Origin of the sequence: Kineococcus endophyticus (assembly GCF_040796495.1) — a bacterium.
GTDB classification, from domain to species: domain Bacteria; phylum Actinomycetota; class Actinomycetes; order Actinomycetales; family Kineococcaceae; genus Kineococcus; species Kineococcus endophyticus.
The window spans coordinates 153567-169493 of sequence record NZ_JBFNQN010000007.1 but is presented as its reverse complement, the minus strand read 5'-3'; the positions used below and the strand labels follow the sequence as shown (position 1 = coordinate 169493).

General features: G+C 75.5%; 15 protein-coding genes. 6 read left to right on the top strand and 9 right to left on the bottom strand.

Going from position 1 to position 15927, the window contains the following annotated elements:
- Positions 1-15: 15 nt before the first annotated feature.
- The 7 genes from AB1207_RS11705 to AB1207_RS11675 all read right to left on the bottom strand — a co-directional run bounded on the left by AB1207_RS11705 (position 16) and on the right by AB1207_RS11675 (position 7020).
- Entirely contained in the window at positions 16-2145 is a 2130-nt protein-coding gene (locus AB1207_RS11705; protein WP_367638481.1) for a DUF6541 family protein, read from the bottom strand.
- On the bottom strand, positions 2142-3275 hold the full coding sequence (locus tag AB1207_RS11700) for a glycosyltransferase family 4 protein (protein ID WP_367638479.1): 1134 nt from the start codon (positions 3273-3275) through the stop codon (positions 2142-2144). The genes AB1207_RS11705 and AB1207_RS11700 overlap by 4 nt, the downstream gene beginning before the upstream one ends.
- 61 nt (positions 3276-3336) lie before the next feature.
- Positions 3337-3636: a Dabb family protein gene (locus tag AB1207_RS11695; RefSeq protein WP_367638478.1), complete on the bottom strand. Its 300-nt coding sequence runs from the start codon at positions 3634-3636 to the stop codon at positions 3337-3339.
- A complete protein-coding gene (locus AB1207_RS11690; protein ID WP_367638476.1) occupies positions 3633-4163 on the bottom strand; it encodes a methyltransferase family protein in 531 nt (176 codons plus the stop codon). Before AB1207_RS11690 ends, AB1207_RS11695 begins: the two co-directional genes overlap by 4 nt.
- On the bottom strand, positions 4160-4537 hold the full coding sequence (locus AB1207_RS11685; RefSeq protein ID WP_367638474.1) for a hypothetical protein: 378 nt from the start codon (positions 4535-4537) through the stop codon (positions 4160-4162). Before AB1207_RS11685 ends, AB1207_RS11690 begins: the two co-directional genes overlap by 4 nt.
- A 52-nt stretch (positions 4538-4589) precedes the next feature.
- The gene (locus tag AB1207_RS11680; protein WP_367638473.1) at positions 4590-6008 is read right to left on the bottom strand and encodes a protein kinase domain-containing protein; all 1419 of its coding nucleotides are present in this window, start codon (positions 6006-6008) and stop codon (positions 4590-4592) included.
- Entirely contained in the window at positions 6001-7020 is a 1020-nt protein-coding gene (locus AB1207_RS11675; RefSeq protein ID WP_367638471.1) for a hypothetical protein, read from the bottom strand. Before AB1207_RS11675 ends, AB1207_RS11680 begins: the two co-directional genes overlap by 8 nt.
- A 137-nt stretch (positions 7021-7157) precedes the next feature.
- Here AB1207_RS11675 and AB1207_RS11670 point away from each other — a divergent pair, with 137 nt between their 5' ends.
- Both AB1207_RS11670 and AB1207_RS11665 read left to right on the top strand, forming a co-directional pair.
- Positions 7158-8009 (top strand): peptidoglycan-binding domain-containing protein, encoded by an 852-nt coding sequence (locus AB1207_RS11670; protein ID WP_367638470.1) that lies wholly within the window; start codon positions 7158-7160, stop codon positions 8007-8009.
- Between the two features lie 48 nt (positions 8010-8057).
- Positions 8058-8897, top strand: coding sequence for a CHAP domain-containing protein (locus AB1207_RS11665; protein WP_367638469.1), 840 nt, complete (start codon positions 8058-8060; stop codon positions 8895-8897).
- Positions 8898-8955: 58 nt separating this feature from the next.
- Here AB1207_RS11665 and AB1207_RS11660 read toward each other — a convergent pair whose 3' ends face one another.
- Positions 8956-10773, bottom strand: coding sequence for an ABC transporter ATP-binding protein (locus AB1207_RS11660; protein ID WP_367638468.1), 1818 nt, complete (start codon positions 10771-10773; stop codon positions 8956-8958).
- Positions 10774-10832: 59 nt separating this feature from the next.
- Between AB1207_RS11660 and AB1207_RS11655 the strand changes: the two genes are divergently transcribed.
- Positions 10833-11555, top strand: a complete 723-nt coding sequence (locus AB1207_RS11655) for a glycosyltransferase family 2 protein (RefSeq protein ID WP_367638467.1) — start codon at positions 10833-10835, stop codon at positions 11553-11555.
- Between the two features lie 2 nt (positions 11556-11557).
- On the top strand, positions 11558-11932 hold the full coding sequence (locus tag AB1207_RS11650; protein WP_367638465.1) for a DUF2304 domain-containing protein: 375 nt from the start codon (positions 11558-11560) through the stop codon (positions 11930-11932).
- A gap of 9 nt (positions 11933-11941) precedes the next feature.
- On the opposite strand, the gene AB1207_RS11645 is transcribed toward AB1207_RS11650, so the two are convergent.
- Positions 11942-13003 (bottom strand): cell wall-binding repeat-containing protein, encoded by a 1062-nt coding sequence (locus AB1207_RS11645; RefSeq protein WP_367638463.1) that lies wholly within the window; start codon positions 13001-13003, stop codon positions 11942-11944.
- Between the two features lie 206 nt (positions 13004-13209).
- Between AB1207_RS11645 and AB1207_RS11640 the strand changes: the two genes are divergently transcribed.
- A complete protein-coding gene (locus AB1207_RS11640; RefSeq protein ID WP_367638462.1) occupies positions 13210-14538 on the top strand; it encodes a UDP-glucose dehydrogenase family protein in 1329 nt (442 codons plus the stop codon).
- Positions 14539-14680: 142 nt separating this feature from the next.
- Positions 14681-15925, top strand: a complete 1245-nt coding sequence (locus tag AB1207_RS11635) for an LCP family protein (RefSeq protein WP_367638461.1) — start codon at positions 14681-14683, stop codon at positions 15923-15925.
- The last annotated feature ends 2 nt before the right edge of the window (positions 15926-15927 follow it).

The window sequence follows — 15927 nt, the reverse complement described above, 5'->3', positions numbered from 1 at the left end:
CCACAGGGTGCCAGGTCACGAGCCCTGCGCCGCACTCTCGATCTCCCAGACCCCCACCGACCCGCTCGTGAACACCCGGCGGAAGCCCGGCGCGGTGTCGAGGTCGACGAGGCCCGGCGGCACCGCGTACCCGGGGACGCCGAAGAACTCCGCGTCCGCCGGGCGCAGGGGCAGACCCGGCGCGAGGGAGTCGACGACGACCCACGCGACGTCGTCGCGTCGCAGGACCTCGCGCACCTGCGGGGTCAGGGCGCGCAGGTCGCGGGCCAGCACCCGCAGGTCCGGCTGCGAGGCCAGCGGCACGGCCGTCGTCGCGAGGACCGGGACGCCCTGCAGGACGTAGGCGTAGGTGGAGCCGTCGTTGCCGGAGTTCATGACCCGCTGACCGGGACGGACGACCGAGGCGAGGTAGCGGGCGGCGGCCTGGTCGTCGGCGTCGATGCGCTCGTAGGCGGGGTCGGCGTACCGCTCGCGCAGGGCCCGGACCTCGCTGGGGCCCGACTCCACGGCGGCTCCCGCGAGCAGCGCGAGTCCGAGGACGGCCGCGACGACCGGCTCGGCCCGTCGGCCACGCGTCAGCCAGCCGGCGACCCGCACGACCGCGATCCCCGCGAGCAACCACGCCCACGGACTGCCGTGCGCGACGACCCGGTAGTAGGAGTTCCAGGCCGAGTCCCACACGAGGTCCAGGCCCGGGGCGTGCAGGTCGACGAGGTAGGCGACCGAGAGCGCCGACCAGACCAGCCAGACGAACGCGACGGGCAGGGCCCTGCGTCCCGCGAGGGCGAGGCCCGCGAGGACGGCGACGGCCAGCACCCACTGCTCCTGGGTCCCGGCCGGGTCCATCCCGCCCTGCAAGGGGAGCGTCAGGACGCGGTGCAGCGCGTCGGGCAGGGACTCCGGGTCGAGGTCGCGTGCGAAGCGCGAGCTCGACCCGCCGCCCGCCGACGCGGCCTGCAGCAGCGACGTCCCGACGAGCCCGCCCGCCAGCCCGCCGGCCACCACGAGCCCCACCAGCCAGCGCCCGGTCGCCCGCGTGGAAAACACACTATCCGCCCCCGGGAGGGCCCTCCCAGGGGCGGAAAGTGTGTCCTCCGCCCCCCGGGGGGTCCTGCGCAGGCCGGAGAAGGCGTCCGTCACGAGCCACACGACCCAGACGCCGAGGACCCCGCTGCCGACGGTGAGGGCGGCGCTGGGGTGGACGGTCACGGCCCCCGCGCACGCGAGGGCGACGGCCGGCACCCGCCCGACCACCCCCCGCCACGGCAGCAGCTCACGCGGGGGCAGGACCAGGGCGATCGCCCCGGGGGCCAGGGCGATGGCGGCCGCGTTGGGCAGGGCGCCGGAGTCGTGGTGCATCGCGAGCAGCGGCTGGTACGCGAGCGCCGACGCCACGGCCGCGACGCCTCCGGCCGGCAGCCACCGCGGCGGAAGCACCCGGTCGGCGAGCGCCAGCAGGCCGAGCGTCTGGACGACGGCGAGCACGACGACGCTCGTGGCGTTGAGCCCGCTGACGGCGTCGACGCGGGCGGTCTGCGCGACGAGCGCCGCCCACTGGTGCAGGCCGTCGGGGTAGTACTGCGCGGGTGTGCCGGTGACGACGTCGAGGGCCTGCGCGCGCCAGGGGGCCGCGTCGCCGGTCCGCAGGATGCGCGCGGTGACGAGGGTGTGGGTGATCGTGTCGTGCTCCTGCGACGGGGTCGCGAGCGCGCCCATCCCCCGCCGGAACAGCTCGCACGTCGTCGCGGCGGCGGCCAGGACGAGGACGCCCGCGGCCAGCAGCGGCCCCCGGGCCGGAAGCACACCTTCCGCCCTCCCACCCCGCCCTGCGAGGGCGGAAAGAGTGTTTTCCGCCGGAAGGACGGGGCCGCGCAGGAGGCGGGAGAGGCCGGCGAGGAGCAGCGCGGCGGTGAGCACGCCCCACCACGCGAACCGCGTCCCCGTCGCACCGGTGGCGCTGGCGGCGACGGTGGACACCCCGATCGAGACGGCCGGCGCCGCGCCGAGCAGGAGCGGCAGCCGCCGCACCCCGCCGGCGACGAGCACGGCGGCGCCCGGGACGAGCACCCACAGGGCGGCGACGACGAGGGTCAGCACGTCCCCGGCGCTCGAGCCACCGGTGACGACGACGACAGGAGGGTTCACAGCAGGTCGACGACGGCGTCGGCCGCGCGGTCGGCCGCCGCGGCCAGCGAACCGTGCGCGAGGGCCCACCGCCGCAGCCGGTCGCGCTGCGCCGCCGACGGCGTCCGGACCTCGCCCAGCGCGGCGGCGACGGCGTCGGGGTCGTGGTCGACGGCCCAGCCGAGGTCGTGCTCGCGCACGAGCGTGGCCCCGCTGCCCACGCCCGCGAAGAGGACGGGCGTCCCGCACGCGGTGGCCGCGAAGATCTTCGTCGGGGACATGAGGTCGTACCCGCTGCCCGGGACGAGGGAGGCCAGCGCGACGTCGGCCCCGGCGAGCAGCTCGGCCGCGCGCTCGGGCGGGACGGTGCCGGGCAGCTCGACCCCGGGGACGGTGCGGGCCAGCTCGCGCAGCCGCGGCACGTCGACGCCCCCGCCGACCATCGTCAGCGTCGCGCCGGGGTGGTCGGCGGCGAACCGGGCGAAGCCGTGGACGAAGACCTCCGCCCGCTGCCACTCCGACATCGTGCCGCTGTAGACGACGCGGACCCCCTGCGCCGCAACGAGTCCTCCCGCGGGTCGGAACACGTCGACGTCCACCCCGTTGCCGACGACCCGCACCCGCGAGGCGTCGACCCCGCCGCGCACGACCTCGTCGGCCATGCCCTGCGTGACGGCCAGGACGCGGGCCGCCCCGCGCAGCGAGGCCTGTTCGGCGACCGCGACGGCGCGCAGCACGGGAGCCGGGGCGCCCGCGGCGACGGCGCCCTGGGACCACACGTCGGGCAGGTAGGAGACGTACGGCACTCCCCGCAGCCGGGACGTGAGCCGCGTGACGACGCCCGTCGTCGGCGGAGGTTCGTGCACGACGACGTCGGGACGGCGGCCGGTGAGCAGGCGCGCGGCGAGCGGGACGTCGAAGGAGAGGTAGGGCAGGTACCCGCGCACGACGCCGTCGGCGTCCCGCAGCACGGGCAGGCGGCGCGTCCGCACCCCGGCGTCGGCGGTCTCGGCGCGGGTCGCGGACGCCGTGAGGACCTCCACCTCGCAGCCGCGGGCGACGAGCGCCCGGGCCAGGGCGCGCAGGCGGAACGGCGCGGCCCCCACGTCCGGCGGGTAGGTCCGCGTCGCGATGCGGACCAGCGGCGACACGATCCGGAACCCTACCCAGCGGTTCTCGGAACCGGGGCCCGCCACTCCCGGACGAGGACCCTCAGCCGTCCCAGCGGACGAAGTCGTACTCGTGGAACTCGGCGACCTCGCGGGCCCAGCGGTCGGCCACGAAGGCGCGGTGCACCGGGTGCGCGTCGTAGGCGTCGTAGGCCTCCTGGTCGGCGAAGACCATCGAGAACTGCCAGGACCCGGGGCTCTTCACGCTGACCTGCCGGTGGACGGTGAACCCGCCGACACCCTCGAGCGCACCGAGGTCGCGCCGGGCGGTGGTGAGGAACTCCGCCTCGGCCGGGGAACCGGGTTCGTGGACCAGGGTGAAGACGACGGTGTGCTGGATCACCGGCCCCACGGTAGCCGCGCCGGCACCCACAACGGGACCGCGTCCCGGTACCGCGCGTAGGGGTCCCCGAAGCGCTGCAGCAGGAACCGCTCCTCCGAGGGCCTGATGACGAACTGCCGCAGCAGCGCCCCCGCGGCCGGCACGAGGTAGTACGACGGCGACCCGACCAGCAGCGCCACCCCGAGGGCCTGGGTGCACCCGCTGACGGCCATGGGGTTGCGCACCCAGCGGTAGGGGCCGGTCACGACCAGCCGGGCGGCTGCGTCGAACGGCACCGGCGTCCCCTCCCCGCTCGCCATCGCGACCGCGCAGCGGATCCCGAGCGCGCTCGCCGCGACGAGGAGGGCGAGCCCCGCGACCCGGCCCCCCGGCAGCGGCCACGTCGGGACCCCCAGCCAGCGCTCGGCCGTCCGCAGCACCGCGGGCAGCGCGAGGAGGGCGAGGGTCCAGACCACGACCATCCAGCCGAGGGTCTTGGCCAGGTGCCGCGCGGGGCTCGCGGGCCGGGCGACGCGGTAGAGCCTCACCGCGTGGACCGTGCGAGCACCCAGGCCACGGCGCTGCCCGCCGTCGCGGCCGTCATCGCGAGGACGCCGAGCCCGCCGCTGCGGCTCGCCGCCGCGCACCGGACCGTGCGGACGGTGCTCCAGCCCACGACGGCGGTGACGACACCGGCCGCCGGGGCCGCCGCGGGGTGCCCGGCGCGGACGAGCACGGCGGCGGCCGCCGAGGTCAGCGCGAGGACGACGTCGCCGGGGGCGAAGGAGTCCAGCACGGCCGGGTCACCGAGCTCGAAGGGCCGTCGGAACGTCGGCGAGAGCCTCAGGCCGGCCCACCACACCGGCACCGCGACGGCCTGGACCCCCAGGTGGCCGGCGGCCAGGGCCCGGGCAGTGCTCACCCTCCGATCATGACCCACCACCGTGCCGACGGGTGCAGCGTTCCTGCACACCTCAGGCGCAGGACCACGTCCCGGTCGCGTCCCGCACCCACCACTCCCGCCCCGAGGCGTCCAGCACGGAGGCTCGCCAGGACACGCACCCGTCGACGGCGGGGACGACCACCGGGCCGGCGTCGATCCGGTAGGCGTGCCAGTCGTGGTCGCAGGTGCCGCCCTGCCCGCACAACGTCAGCGCGAGGTGGGTCTCCTGCCCGCGCAGGGGTGACCCCTCGGGCTTGACGAGCTTGGCGCACACCTCCCCGCCGTCCGGGGCCTGGAAGAGCCGCACCTCCCCGACGACCACGCCGTCGGCGCGCGTCAGCACCGGGCGGGCCACCGGGTCGGCGTCCGTCACCGCCTGGTCGCACCGGCCGGACGTCGCCGGGGGCAGCACCACCGGGCTCCCGTCGGCGGCGACGTCGGCGCGGGCGGTCGCGGCGTCCGGGGCGCCGGTCGCGGTCCCGCCGGCCGTGGTGCGCGGTGGTGCACCGCCCCCGGCGTCCTGCGCGTCACCGTCCAGGAACCCGCCGGCCGACAGCGCCACGACACCGGCGGCGAGCGCGGCGACACCCCCGACCAGGCCCCCGACGAGCCGAGCGCGTGGCCGAGGACGAGGACGGGAGCGGGCACGGGGAACCGCACGCTCCAGCCCGCCGGGTCCGAGCGCCGCGCGCGGTCCGGGGGGCAGTTCGGCGGGCAGCTCCACGCCCAGGGCCCGGGCGTCGCGTGCGAGCCGCTGTGCGAAGGCGCCGGCGTCCACCGGCCGGTCCCCGGGCCGGACGGACGCCGCCGCCGTCACCGTCTGTTCCAGCCCGGCCGGCAGGTCCTCGCCCAGGACGTCGCGCAGGACGACGGCCGCGGAGTACACGTCGCTGCGCGCGTCGGGGTCGGCCCCTGCCAGCAGCTCGGGGGCCACGAAGCGGGGCGTGCCCGCCGCACGGTCCTCCGTGGCCGCTCCCTGGGTCGTGGACAGACCGAGGTCGCAGAGCTTGGCCCGGCCCTCGTGGACGAGGACGTTGGCGACGCCGACGTCCCGGTGGACGGCGCCGCTGCGGTGCACGGCGGCCAGCCCCAGCAGCAGGTCGTGCCCCCACGCGAGACCCTCCGCCAGGGGCGGACGGCCCTCGGCGGCGAGGACGTCGGCGAGCGCCCGGCCGTGGGGCTCCACCGCGATCCACGGCGGGTCGGCGTCCGGCTCGGCCCAGGTGTAGGAGACGAGGTGGCCGCTGGTGGCGGCCAGGTCGGCGTGCCGGCGGACCTCGCGCACGAAGCGCTCGCGGTCCCGGGGCCCGGCCAGCGGCCGCCGCCACACCTTCAGCGCGCTGAGCCGGCCGTCGACCGTGCGCCGCGCCAGCCACACCACGGCCGTCGACCCGACGCCGAGGGGGGCCCCGACGGGCTCGAACCCGTCGGGGAAGGGCAGGTCAGCCACCGGCGCTCCCCTGCAGCTTCCCGCGGTGGACCAGCAACCGGGCGACCGCCGCCGTGAGGGTGTCCTCCGGCCGCAGGCCACCGGGCAGGGCGCGCACGGTGCCGGCGTACTCCTCCACGAGCGCCTCGACGCGCCGTCGGGCGGTGCGGGCGCTGACGCCCAGGACGGCGGCGACCTCGGCGTAGGTGGCGGGCCCGGGGGCGCCCCGCAGCAGCGGCGCGCAGACGGCCTCGGCGACGTCGCGGTGCTGCTCCGGCACGTCCGGCACCCGGACCGTCCCCAGGACGGGCGAGGCCAGCAGCACCCGGGCCAGCTGCGGGCCGTCCACCGCGGACGGGTCCTCGCAGCCGAGGGCGTCGGCGAGCCGGGCGAAGTGCCGCCGGACGGTGGTCCGCGGCAGACCGAGCGCCACGGAGACCTCCTCCTCACCGGCCCCGTCGCGCCGGCCGGCGAGGACGGGGGCGCAGACCGCGCGGGCGACGGGGTCGAGGTCGCGCGGGACGCGCCGGGCGTCAGCGGGCCCGGGAGGGGGCCCGGGAGGGGGCCCGGGAGGGGGCGCGAGCGCCGGGTCCGGGGTCGCGGGGCCGACGTCGAGGCGCCAGGACCCGGTGCTGGGCGCGTGCACCGATCCCTGCGGCCACGGCACCGAGCAGGCGTGCCCCGGCCGGTCCGGTTCGCGCGGCGGCAGCACGGTGGAGACGACCCCCGGTCCGTCGACGACGAGCTCGTGCGCGCTGGAGAGGTTGCGCACCCAGACCTGGCCCTCGGTGCACCAGAGCTCTCCGGCCACGACGGACAGGGTGTTGCCGCGGACCTGCTCCCAGACGGTGATGTCGTGCTCGGCGTCGCTGCGGCCGAAGCGGCGCCGCTCGCCCTCGGCGAGGGGGCACGTCTCGTCGGCGTAGCGGATGACGAAGTCCCCCGCGCAGTCCCCCGTGGAGTCCCCCGTGGAGTCCCCCGTGGCGTCCCCCGTCACGGGAGCGGGCGCAGCACCGGACCCCCTGTCACGCACGGTCACGCATTGTGGCCCGGCGGTCCGGTCGGCACAAGGACGGCGGGGGGCAGGGGCTGCCCGTGACGCCCCCGGCCCCTCGCGACGAGGGTCGGTGCACCGGCCGGGAGCACCCGGCCCCCCGAGGAGGAGGAGCGATGTCGCACACCCTGCGGGACGGTCCCGGCGCACGGCGGCGGACCGTCGTCGGCGCCCTGGCCGCCGCCCCGCTCGCCCTGGCCGCCGCACCCCGGGCCGCGGCCGCGACGCTGCCCACGGTGTCCATGGAGGCGGTCCTGCTGGCGGCTCAGTGGGACCCGGCGAAGGCCGGCGAGGGCACCACCGCGGGGGCGGGCCCCGCCGTCCGGCTCGTCGAACGGGCGCTCGCCGACCGCGGCCTGCTCGCCGCCGGGTACGTCGACGGCCACTTCGGCACCCGCACCGTGGCGGCCTACGCGGCGTGGCAGCGCTCGCTCGGCTACAGCGGCCTCGGCGCCACGGGGCTGCCGGGCCGGGCGTCGCTGGAACGGCTGGGCCAGGGCCGCTTCACCGTGGTGCGGCCCGTGGCGACGGGCGGGCGGACCACCGTCCAGGGCTTCGCCTGCAACGCCCGCACGCTGGCCATGCTGCAGGCCGCCCGGCGACGGGCCGCGGTCCCGGTCGTCGTCGAACAGGGGTCCTACTCCCCCGGCGCCGACCCGACCTCGGCCGGCACCCACGACGGTGGCGGCGCCCTCGACCTCGACGCCGAAGGGCTCACCCCGGCCCAGCGCCGCGCCCTCGTCACCGCGCTGCGGGAGGTGGGTTTCGCGGCCTGGCTGCGCACCCCGGCGCAGGGCCGGTGGCCGCTGCACGTGCACGCGGTGGCCGTCAGCGACCCCGACCTGTCGCGGCCGGCGGCCGACCAGGTCGGCGACTACCACGAGGGCCGCAACGGGCTCGCGAACGGCGCCCCCGACGACGGCCCCGCCGTCCGCAAGCGGACCTGGGAACAGGTCCAGCGCGGCTGACCCACCCGCCCCGCACCACCCGATCACCCGAACCGAGAGGAACCCACCATGCGCACTCCCTTCCGCTCCGCCCTCGGCGCCACCGTCGCCACCGGCCTCCTGGCCGCCGGCACGCTCGCCGTCTCCGCCCCCGCCCAGGCCGCCGTCCGCGACGGCGCCTGCAACGCCGGGGAGTTCTGCCTGTACTTCAACAGCGGCCAGCAGGGGTCGGTCTCCGACTTCACCGGCTCGATCTCCGACTACGGCGCCACCCAGCCCAGCTGCTACGAGTTCCGCGGCACCGGCACCGGCAAGGGCAAGTGCGTCAAGAACAACGCGGCGTCGGCGTGGAACCGCACCGGCAAGCCCGTCACGGTGTTCTTCAACAGCGGGTACGGCGGTGCGGGGCAGAAGATCGCCGCCGGCGCCAAGGCCAAGCTCAACGCCACCCTGAAGAACGAGAACGCCTCCCACCGCATCGGCGGCGGCACTTCCACCGGTGGCTACCCGGCCCGCGACGACTACCCCTACAAGGGCCAGGGCAGCGGCGTCGACCCGTGGAACTTCTACAAGGGCCAGTGCACGAGCTTCGTCGCCTGGGCCGTGCGCTCCCGCCTCGGCATCGACTTCAGCAACTCCTACAAGGGCCAGCACTGGGGCAACGCCGAGCACTGGGACCAGGCCGCCCGCGCCGCCGGCATCCCGGTGTCCGGGACCCCGCGCGCCGGGGACGTCGCCGTCCGCAACGGGGGCACCTACGGCCACGTGGCGTTCGTGACGAAGGTCAACGCCAACGGCTCGATCGAGGTGGACGAGTACAACTACCTGCAGCGCGACGCGTACTCGCACCGCACGACCACGGTGGGCTCGGCGAACTCGCAGTTCAGCACGTTCATCCACCTGAAGTGACCCGCCGGCTGCGGGACCCGCGGGGGGGGCGGGTCCCGCAGTCGTGCCCAGGAACGGGTCAGGCGCCGGGCGCCCCCGTCAGCCCGGACAGCTCCGCCTGGACGGCGAAGTCCGGCACCCGCGCGACGACCTCGTCGAACGTGCCGACGTCGACGACCCGCCCCTCCTCCAGCAGCACGACGGCGTCGCAGTCGCGGACGGTGGCGAGCCGGTGGGCGACGACGAGGACGGTGACGTCGTCGTGCAGGCCGGCCACCGTCGCGGTGACGGCGGCCTCGGTGGCGGCGTCCAGCGCCGACGTCGCCTCGTCCAGGACGAGCACCTTCGGGTCGGTGTAGAGGGCGCGGGCGATGCCGAGGCGCTGCCGCTGCCCGCCCGACAGGCGCAGCCCCCGCTCGCCCACGGGCGTCGACAGGCCCTGTGGCAGACCGGCGACGACCTCGGTGAGCTGGGCGTCGGCGAGGACCCGCTGCACGCGTGCCTCGTCGACCTCCTCCCGCCGCCAGGACAGCGCCACGTTCGCGGCGACGTCGGCGTCGAGCAGCGCGACCTCCTGCGGCACGTACCCGATGCGCCCGCGCCAGCCGGCCGCGACGTCGGCCAGCGGCACCCCGCCGACGAGGACGCGCCCCGACGACGGGGTCAGCAGGCCCAGGACGACGTCGACGAGCGTGGACTTGCCCGACCCGGACCGCCCGACGACCGCGACGCGCGCCCCGGCGGGGATGCGCGCCGAGACGCCGTCGAGAGCGGGACGCGCGCTGCCCGGGTAGGTGAAGGTGACGTCCTCCAGGACGATCTCCACGGCCCCCGGCGGCAGGCCGACGGGGTCGACGGGGGCGAAGCGCGCCGGCTCGCGGTCCGTGGCCCCCGTCTCGCGCAGCGCGTCGAGCACCTCGTGGGCGTTGGGCTCGTGGGCGTGCATCGTCGCGAAGACCGACTGCAACCGGGTCAGGCACGGCACGACGCGGAACCCCGCCACGGCGAACAGCCCGATGGCCGACACGGCCTCGGTGACGCCCTGGGTCAGGACCGCGATCCCGCCGACGACGAGGAACCCGCCGAGCAGCGCCGCCTCGAGCACGAACCGCGGGCCGACGGAGTAGAAGAAGGCCATCCCGCGGGCCCGGGCGCTGCCGGCGCGCACCTCGCGCGCGACGCCGGCGAGCTGCTCGCCGCGGCCGCGCAGCGTGATCTCCTTCGTCGTCGCGAAGGACTCCTGGACGAGCCGGATGGTGTCGACGGAGGCCGACGTCGCCGTCCGGCCCGCGGCGGCGGCGCGCTTGGCGATCACGGAGTACAGCAGGACGGCGATGAGCCCGAAGTAGACCGCCGCGACGATCGCCGTCTGCCACGCCGCGACGAGGACGACGGCCCCGACGGCGACGAGCGAGGCGACCTCGGCGACGAGGCTGGAGAACGGCATGAGGAAGCCGTTGAACGCCTGGTTGAGCGACTCGTCGACCGTGCGGACCGCGCGCGCCGACGACGCCCGCAGCCGGTAGGCCCACGACGCCGACAGGTACGCGCGCACGAGACGGTCGGCGACGTCGACCTCGTGCACGGCGAACCGCACGACGCCCCAGCGCACCAGGGTCAGCTGGGCCAGCGACTTGGCCACCAGCAGCAGGCTGGCGACGCAGATGAGGACGATGAGCTGCACGGTGCTGACCCGGTCACCGAGCACGGGCAGGGCGAGGGCGAGCTGACCGCTCCCGCTGACCGCCGCGGGCAGCAGCACCGCGAGCAGACCGAGGGCGGCGACGTCGAAGACGGACAGCAGCGCCTGGGCCGTGCAGTAGACCGCCACGAACCGCGAACTGCCCGCCGGCAGGAGCGAGAGCAGCGCGCGGACGGTCGACAGCAGGGACTTCACGCGCGTCATCCTCGCCGATGCGCGAGGTGGGGTGGGGGACGCGCCATGATGGACGGGCCGTGACCACCTCAGCCGCCTCCCCCACCCCGAGCCCGCCGCGCCCCGCCGCCGCCGGGTTCGACGACACGTGGGTCGTCGTCCCCCTCTTCTGCGAGGCGACCGTCATCGCCGGTGTGGTGCAGGGCCTGCGCGAGCAGTTCGCCCACGTCGTGTGCGTCGACGACGGCAGCACGGACGCCTCGGCGGACGAGGCCGAGCGGGCCGGCGCGGTCGTCGTCCGGCACGCCGTGAACCTCGGCCAGGGCGCGGCGCTGCAGACGGGGATCGCCTACGCCCTGCGGGACCCGCGCACGCGCTCGGTCGTGACGTTCGACGCCGACGGCCAGCACCGCGTCGAGGACGCCGCCGCCATGGTCCGGCGCCTGGAGGACGAGGACCTCGACGTCGTGTTCGGCAGCCGGTTCCTGGACCGGCGCACCGAGCTGGACCGGCTGAAGAAGGTGGTGCTGCGCGCCGCCGTCGTCTACACGAACCGGACGACGGGCCTGCGCCTGACCGACGCGCACAACGGGTTGCGGGTGTTCTCCCGCCGCGGCGCGCAGACGTTGCGGATCCGGCACAACCGGATGGCGCACGCCAGCGAGATCGTCCACCAGGTGGGCCGCTCGGACCTGCGCTGGGCCGAGCAACCGGTGCACGTCCTCTACACGGACTACTCCCGGTCCAAGGGCCAGTCGGTGCTGAACAGCATCAACATCCTCGTCGAAACGCTGCTGGGGTAGTCGTGCTCGCCATCCAGGTCCTGCTCATCGCCGTCGTGCTCGTCGTCGGGATCGTCCTCGTCCGCAGCACCGCGGGCGCGCGGCACCAGGCCGTGCGGCGGTTGCTGCTGGGGGCGCTCGTGGCGCTCGCCGTCGCCAGCATCCTCGTCCCGACGGCGGTGACGGCCGCGGCGAACGTCGTCGGCGTCGGCCGCGGCGCGGACCTGCTCCTGTACGGGCTGGTCATCGCGTTCCTGGGGTTCGTCGTGTCCTCCTACCGGCGCGCGCGGCACCTGGAGGAGACGGTCACCGAACTCGCCCGCCGGCTCGCGCTCGACGAGGCCCCCACACCGGAACAGGCCCGCCACCACGAGGGTGACGGGCCCGTCCAGGACTGAGGTTGCGGGTCAGCCCGCGGCCGCGACCACCGCGTTGTAGGCGTTGTCCGACACCGAGTTCTGGTCACCGAAGACCAGGACGTTCTGGATGGACTTGCCGTTCGTGGACGCGTCGGCCTTGAGGACGTTGATCGCGTTCTTCGTGCTGTCCGGCAGCGAACCCTTCGCGGTCAGCAGCATCGGGCCGCCGGCGTAGGCCATGAGCGCCGACCCCGACAGCGCGTCGGGCCAGTTCTCGCCCGTGGCGACACCGACGATCGTCGTCGCGTCCTTGAAGAACGCGTTCGAGGTGAACTGCTGGGCGACGAGGCCGGCGGTCTCGTAGCGGTCGTTGCCGGCCAGCTGGGCCCAGCCGCTCGTGCCGCGCCCGACGGCGGTCACGGCCGTGCCGCCGATGGCGAGCTTGGTCGCGAAGGTGCGCGAGCCCAGGTAGTTCTGGGTCGTCGAGCCGAGGTTCCCGCCGTCGCTCAGCAGGACGACACCGATGCTGTGCTTCGTCGTCTCCTCCTGCACGCCCATGAGCGCGCCCGCCGCGAGGCCGTCGGGGAAGTTCCAGCCGGTGACGACCGAGACGGTCTGCGCCTGGGGCAGGAGCTTGGCGATCTCGACGGCGGTGCCGAAGCGGTCCGACCCCGAGACCCGCTGGGTGGGGAAGCCCAGGGCCTTGACGGAGCTCTCGACGCCGGCCGACAGCGCGTTGCCGTCACCGAGGAGGTACACCGTCCCGCCCGGCTTGAGGACGTTCTTGATGGCCGCCGCGACCTCGGGCTGCAGCGCCGTGCGCGACGTCATGAGCAGCGGACCGCTCTTGTCGGAGGCCAGCGGGGCGCCGGCGAGGGCGTCGGCGAAGGTGTCCGACCGGGTCAGGACGACCGAGTCCGCGCCCTGGCTGGAGAAGGACGTGGACGCGGCGATGGCGGTGCCGACGCGGTCGGCGCCGTAGACGCGGTAGGCCTCGGCGGCCTTGAGGGTGACACCGGGGCTGGCGGTCGCAGGCGCGCCCCCGGCGACGAGGGCCGTGCTGACCGCGAGGGCGGCCGCGAGGCCGAGGGTGCGAGGACGCAAGCGCATGGTGACCTTCCGGTGGGACGTGCCGTCAGCTGCAGGTCTCGACCCCGAACGGCCGAATCTTGAGGCACAGAGTGTCACGACTTCCTGCGTGCTCGGTCACACGATGGCCGGATCGTGCTCACGGGAGCTCCACGAGACGCGGGTCTCAGTCCCCCGTCCGGCCGCGGATGTGTTCACACCGCGTACGTGTCGCTACTCTGCGCGTCATGCGGATGACTGTCATCGGATGTGGCTACCTCGGCGCCGTCCATGCTGCGTGCATGGCCGAGCTGGGGCACGAGGTCATCGGGATCGACGTCGACCCTGAGAAGGTCGCGGCCCTGCAGGCCGCTCGGGCCCCGTTCTTCGAACCGGGCCTGCCCGAACTGCTCGAGCGCACCATGGCCACCGGCCGCCTGACGTTCACGACCGACATGTCGGCCGCCGCGGGCTCGGCCGTCCACTTCGTCTGCGTCGGCACCCCCCAGAAGCGTGGCGAGTTCGCCGCCGACATGAAGTACGTCGACGCGGCCGTGGACTCCCTGCTGCCGCACGTCAGCCCGGGCGAGCTCGTCGTCGGCAAGTCCACCGTCCCGGTCGGCACCGCCGCCCGGTTGGCCGCCAAGGTCGCCGCGTCCGAGCCGGGTGCGGCGCTGGCGTGGAACCCGGAGTTCCTGCGCGAGGGGCACGCCGTCGAGGACACCCTGACCCCCGACCGCCTCGTCTACGGCGTCGCCGGCGGGCAGACCACCCCCGAGGGCAAGGCCGCCAAGGCGCTGCTCGACGAGGTCTACGCCACCCCGCTGGGGCGCGGCACCCCGCTCATCGTCACGGACTACCAGACCGCCGAGCTGGTCAAGGTCGCCGCGAACTCGTTCCTGGCCACCAAGATCTCCTTCATCAACGCGATGGCCGAGCTCTGCGAGAAGGTCAACGCCGACGTCACCCAGCTCGCCGACGCCATCGGCCACGACGACCGCATCGGCCGCAAGTTCCTCAACGCCGGCCTCGGCTTCGGCGGCGGCTGCCTGCCCAAGGACATCCGCGCGTTCATGGCCCGCGCCGGCGAGCTCGGCGCCGACCAGACCCTGACCTTCCTGCGCGAGGTCGACTCCATCAACATGCGCCGCCGGATCCGCATGGTCGACCTGGCCCGCGAGGTCTGCGACGGCTCCCTCATCGGCAAGCGCGTCGCCGTCCTCGGCGCGGCCTTCAAGCCGCTGTCGGACGACATCCGCGACTCCCCCGCCCTCAACGTCGCCGCGCAGATCCGCCTGCAGGGCGGCGACGTGGTCCTCACCGACCCCGCCGCGCTGGACAACGCCCGCAAGGCCGTCCCGGACATCTCCTACGCCGAGACCGTCACCGAGGCCGTCCGCGGCGCCGACGTCGTCCTCCTGCTGACCGAGTGGAAGGAGTACCGCGACCTGGAACCGGCCACGATCTCCTCCCTGGTCAAGGAGAAGCGCATCCTCGACGGCCGCAACGCCCTCGACCCCGCCCGCTGGCGCGCCGCGGGCTGGACCTACCGCGCGCTGGGCCGCCCGCGCGCCTGACGCCACCCCGCGCCCTGACCCGCGCGACCCCGCGTGGAAAACACACTTTCCGCCCCGCCGAGGCGCTCGGCCGGGGCGGAAAGTGTGTTTTCCGCGTGTGCAGGGCCGGGTGCGGTGCGGGAGCGGCCGTACGGTGGTGCGCATGCCCGCCGAGCCCCCCGAGCGAGACACCTCCGCCGACGAGGCGCAGCGCTGGCACTCCACCACCTACGGCAAGCCCCGTCGCGGCTCCGCCCGTCCCGCGGCGCAGACCCCGGGCCGTGAGCAGCGGCTCGCCGAGCTCCAGCGGCCCGACCCGCACCGTGACCAGTACCGGGACCAGCCCCGGGACCAGCACCGGGACCTCGACGAGGGTGGCGCTCCCCCGGCCGAGCGGCCGCGGACCCCGGCGCCCCGCCCCGCGCGTGCCCGCCGCCCCCACGTCCGCCGACGCCGCGTCCTGGCCGTCGTCGCGGTCCTCGTGGTCCTGGCCGTCACCTACCCCGTCGCCCTGGCGTGGCGCGGGTGGTCCTCCGTCGACCAGATCGCGGCGGCGTCCACCGGCGAGCGTCCGGCCGCGACCCCCGGGACGACGTACCTCGTCGTCGGGTCCGACTCGCGCGACGGCCTGAGCCCGGAGGAGATCGCGGAGTACTCCGCGGGCGGCGCGGACATCTCCGGCCAGCGCACCGACACGATCATGCTGCTGCACGTCCCCGACGGCGGCGGACCCGCGGCGCTCATCAGCGTCCCGCGCGACTCGTGGGTCCCCATCCCGGGCCACGGGAAGAACAAGATCAACGCCGCGTTCGCGATCGGCGGCGCCCCGCTGCTCATGGAGACGGTCGAGCAGGTCTCGGGGTTGCGCATCGACCACTACGTCGAGACCGGTTTCGGCGGCTTCGCGCAGATCGTCAACGCCGTCGGCGGGGTCACGATGTGCCCGGCGAAGGCCGTGGACGACGTGCGGGCGGGGTTGAACATCGCGGCGGGGTGCCAGCAGATGGACGGCAAGACCGCCCTCGGGTACGCGCGCTACCGGTACACCGACGTCCAGGGCGACTTCGGGCGGGTGCAGCGCCAACGTGAACTCCTCGGCGCCATCACGTCCAAGGCCGCCAGCCCGTCGACCCTGCTGAACCCGTTCCGCGCGTTCCCCCTCGCCTCCGCGGGCGGGAGCGCGGTGACCGTGGACGACGACTCCTCGCTCACCGACCTCGTCGGGTTCCTGCGCGGCATGCGCGCCGCGACCGGCACCGGCGGGATCTCGATGACCGTGCCCGTCTCGGACCCGAACTACCGCACGGGTCACGGGATCGCGGTGAAGTGGGACACCGAGAAGGCGCTGGCCATGTTCACGGACCTGAAGAACGACGACACCGAGGCGCTGCGCTCCCTGGTCGCCTGACC

Coding starts and splice junctions, on each gene's coding strand:
- AB1207_RS11670 (WP_367638470.1), top strand. CDS start 7,158: ATGTCGCACACCCTGCGGGACGGTCCCGGCGCACGGCGGCGGACCGTC.
- AB1207_RS11665 (WP_367638469.1), top strand. CDS start 8,058: ATGCGCACTCCCTTCCGCTCCGCCCTCGGCGCCACCGTCGCCACCGGC.
- AB1207_RS11645 (WP_367638463.1), bottom strand. CDS start 13,003: ATGCGCTTGCGTCCTCGCACCCTCGGCCTCGCGGCCGCCCTCGCGGTC.
- AB1207_RS11640 (WP_367638462.1), top strand. CDS start 13,210: ATGCGGATGACTGTCATCGGATGTGGCTACCTCGGCGCCGTCCATGCT.
- AB1207_RS11635 (WP_367638461.1), top strand. CDS start 14,681: ATGCCCGCCGAGCCCCCCGAGCGAGACACCTCCGCCGACGAGGCGCAG.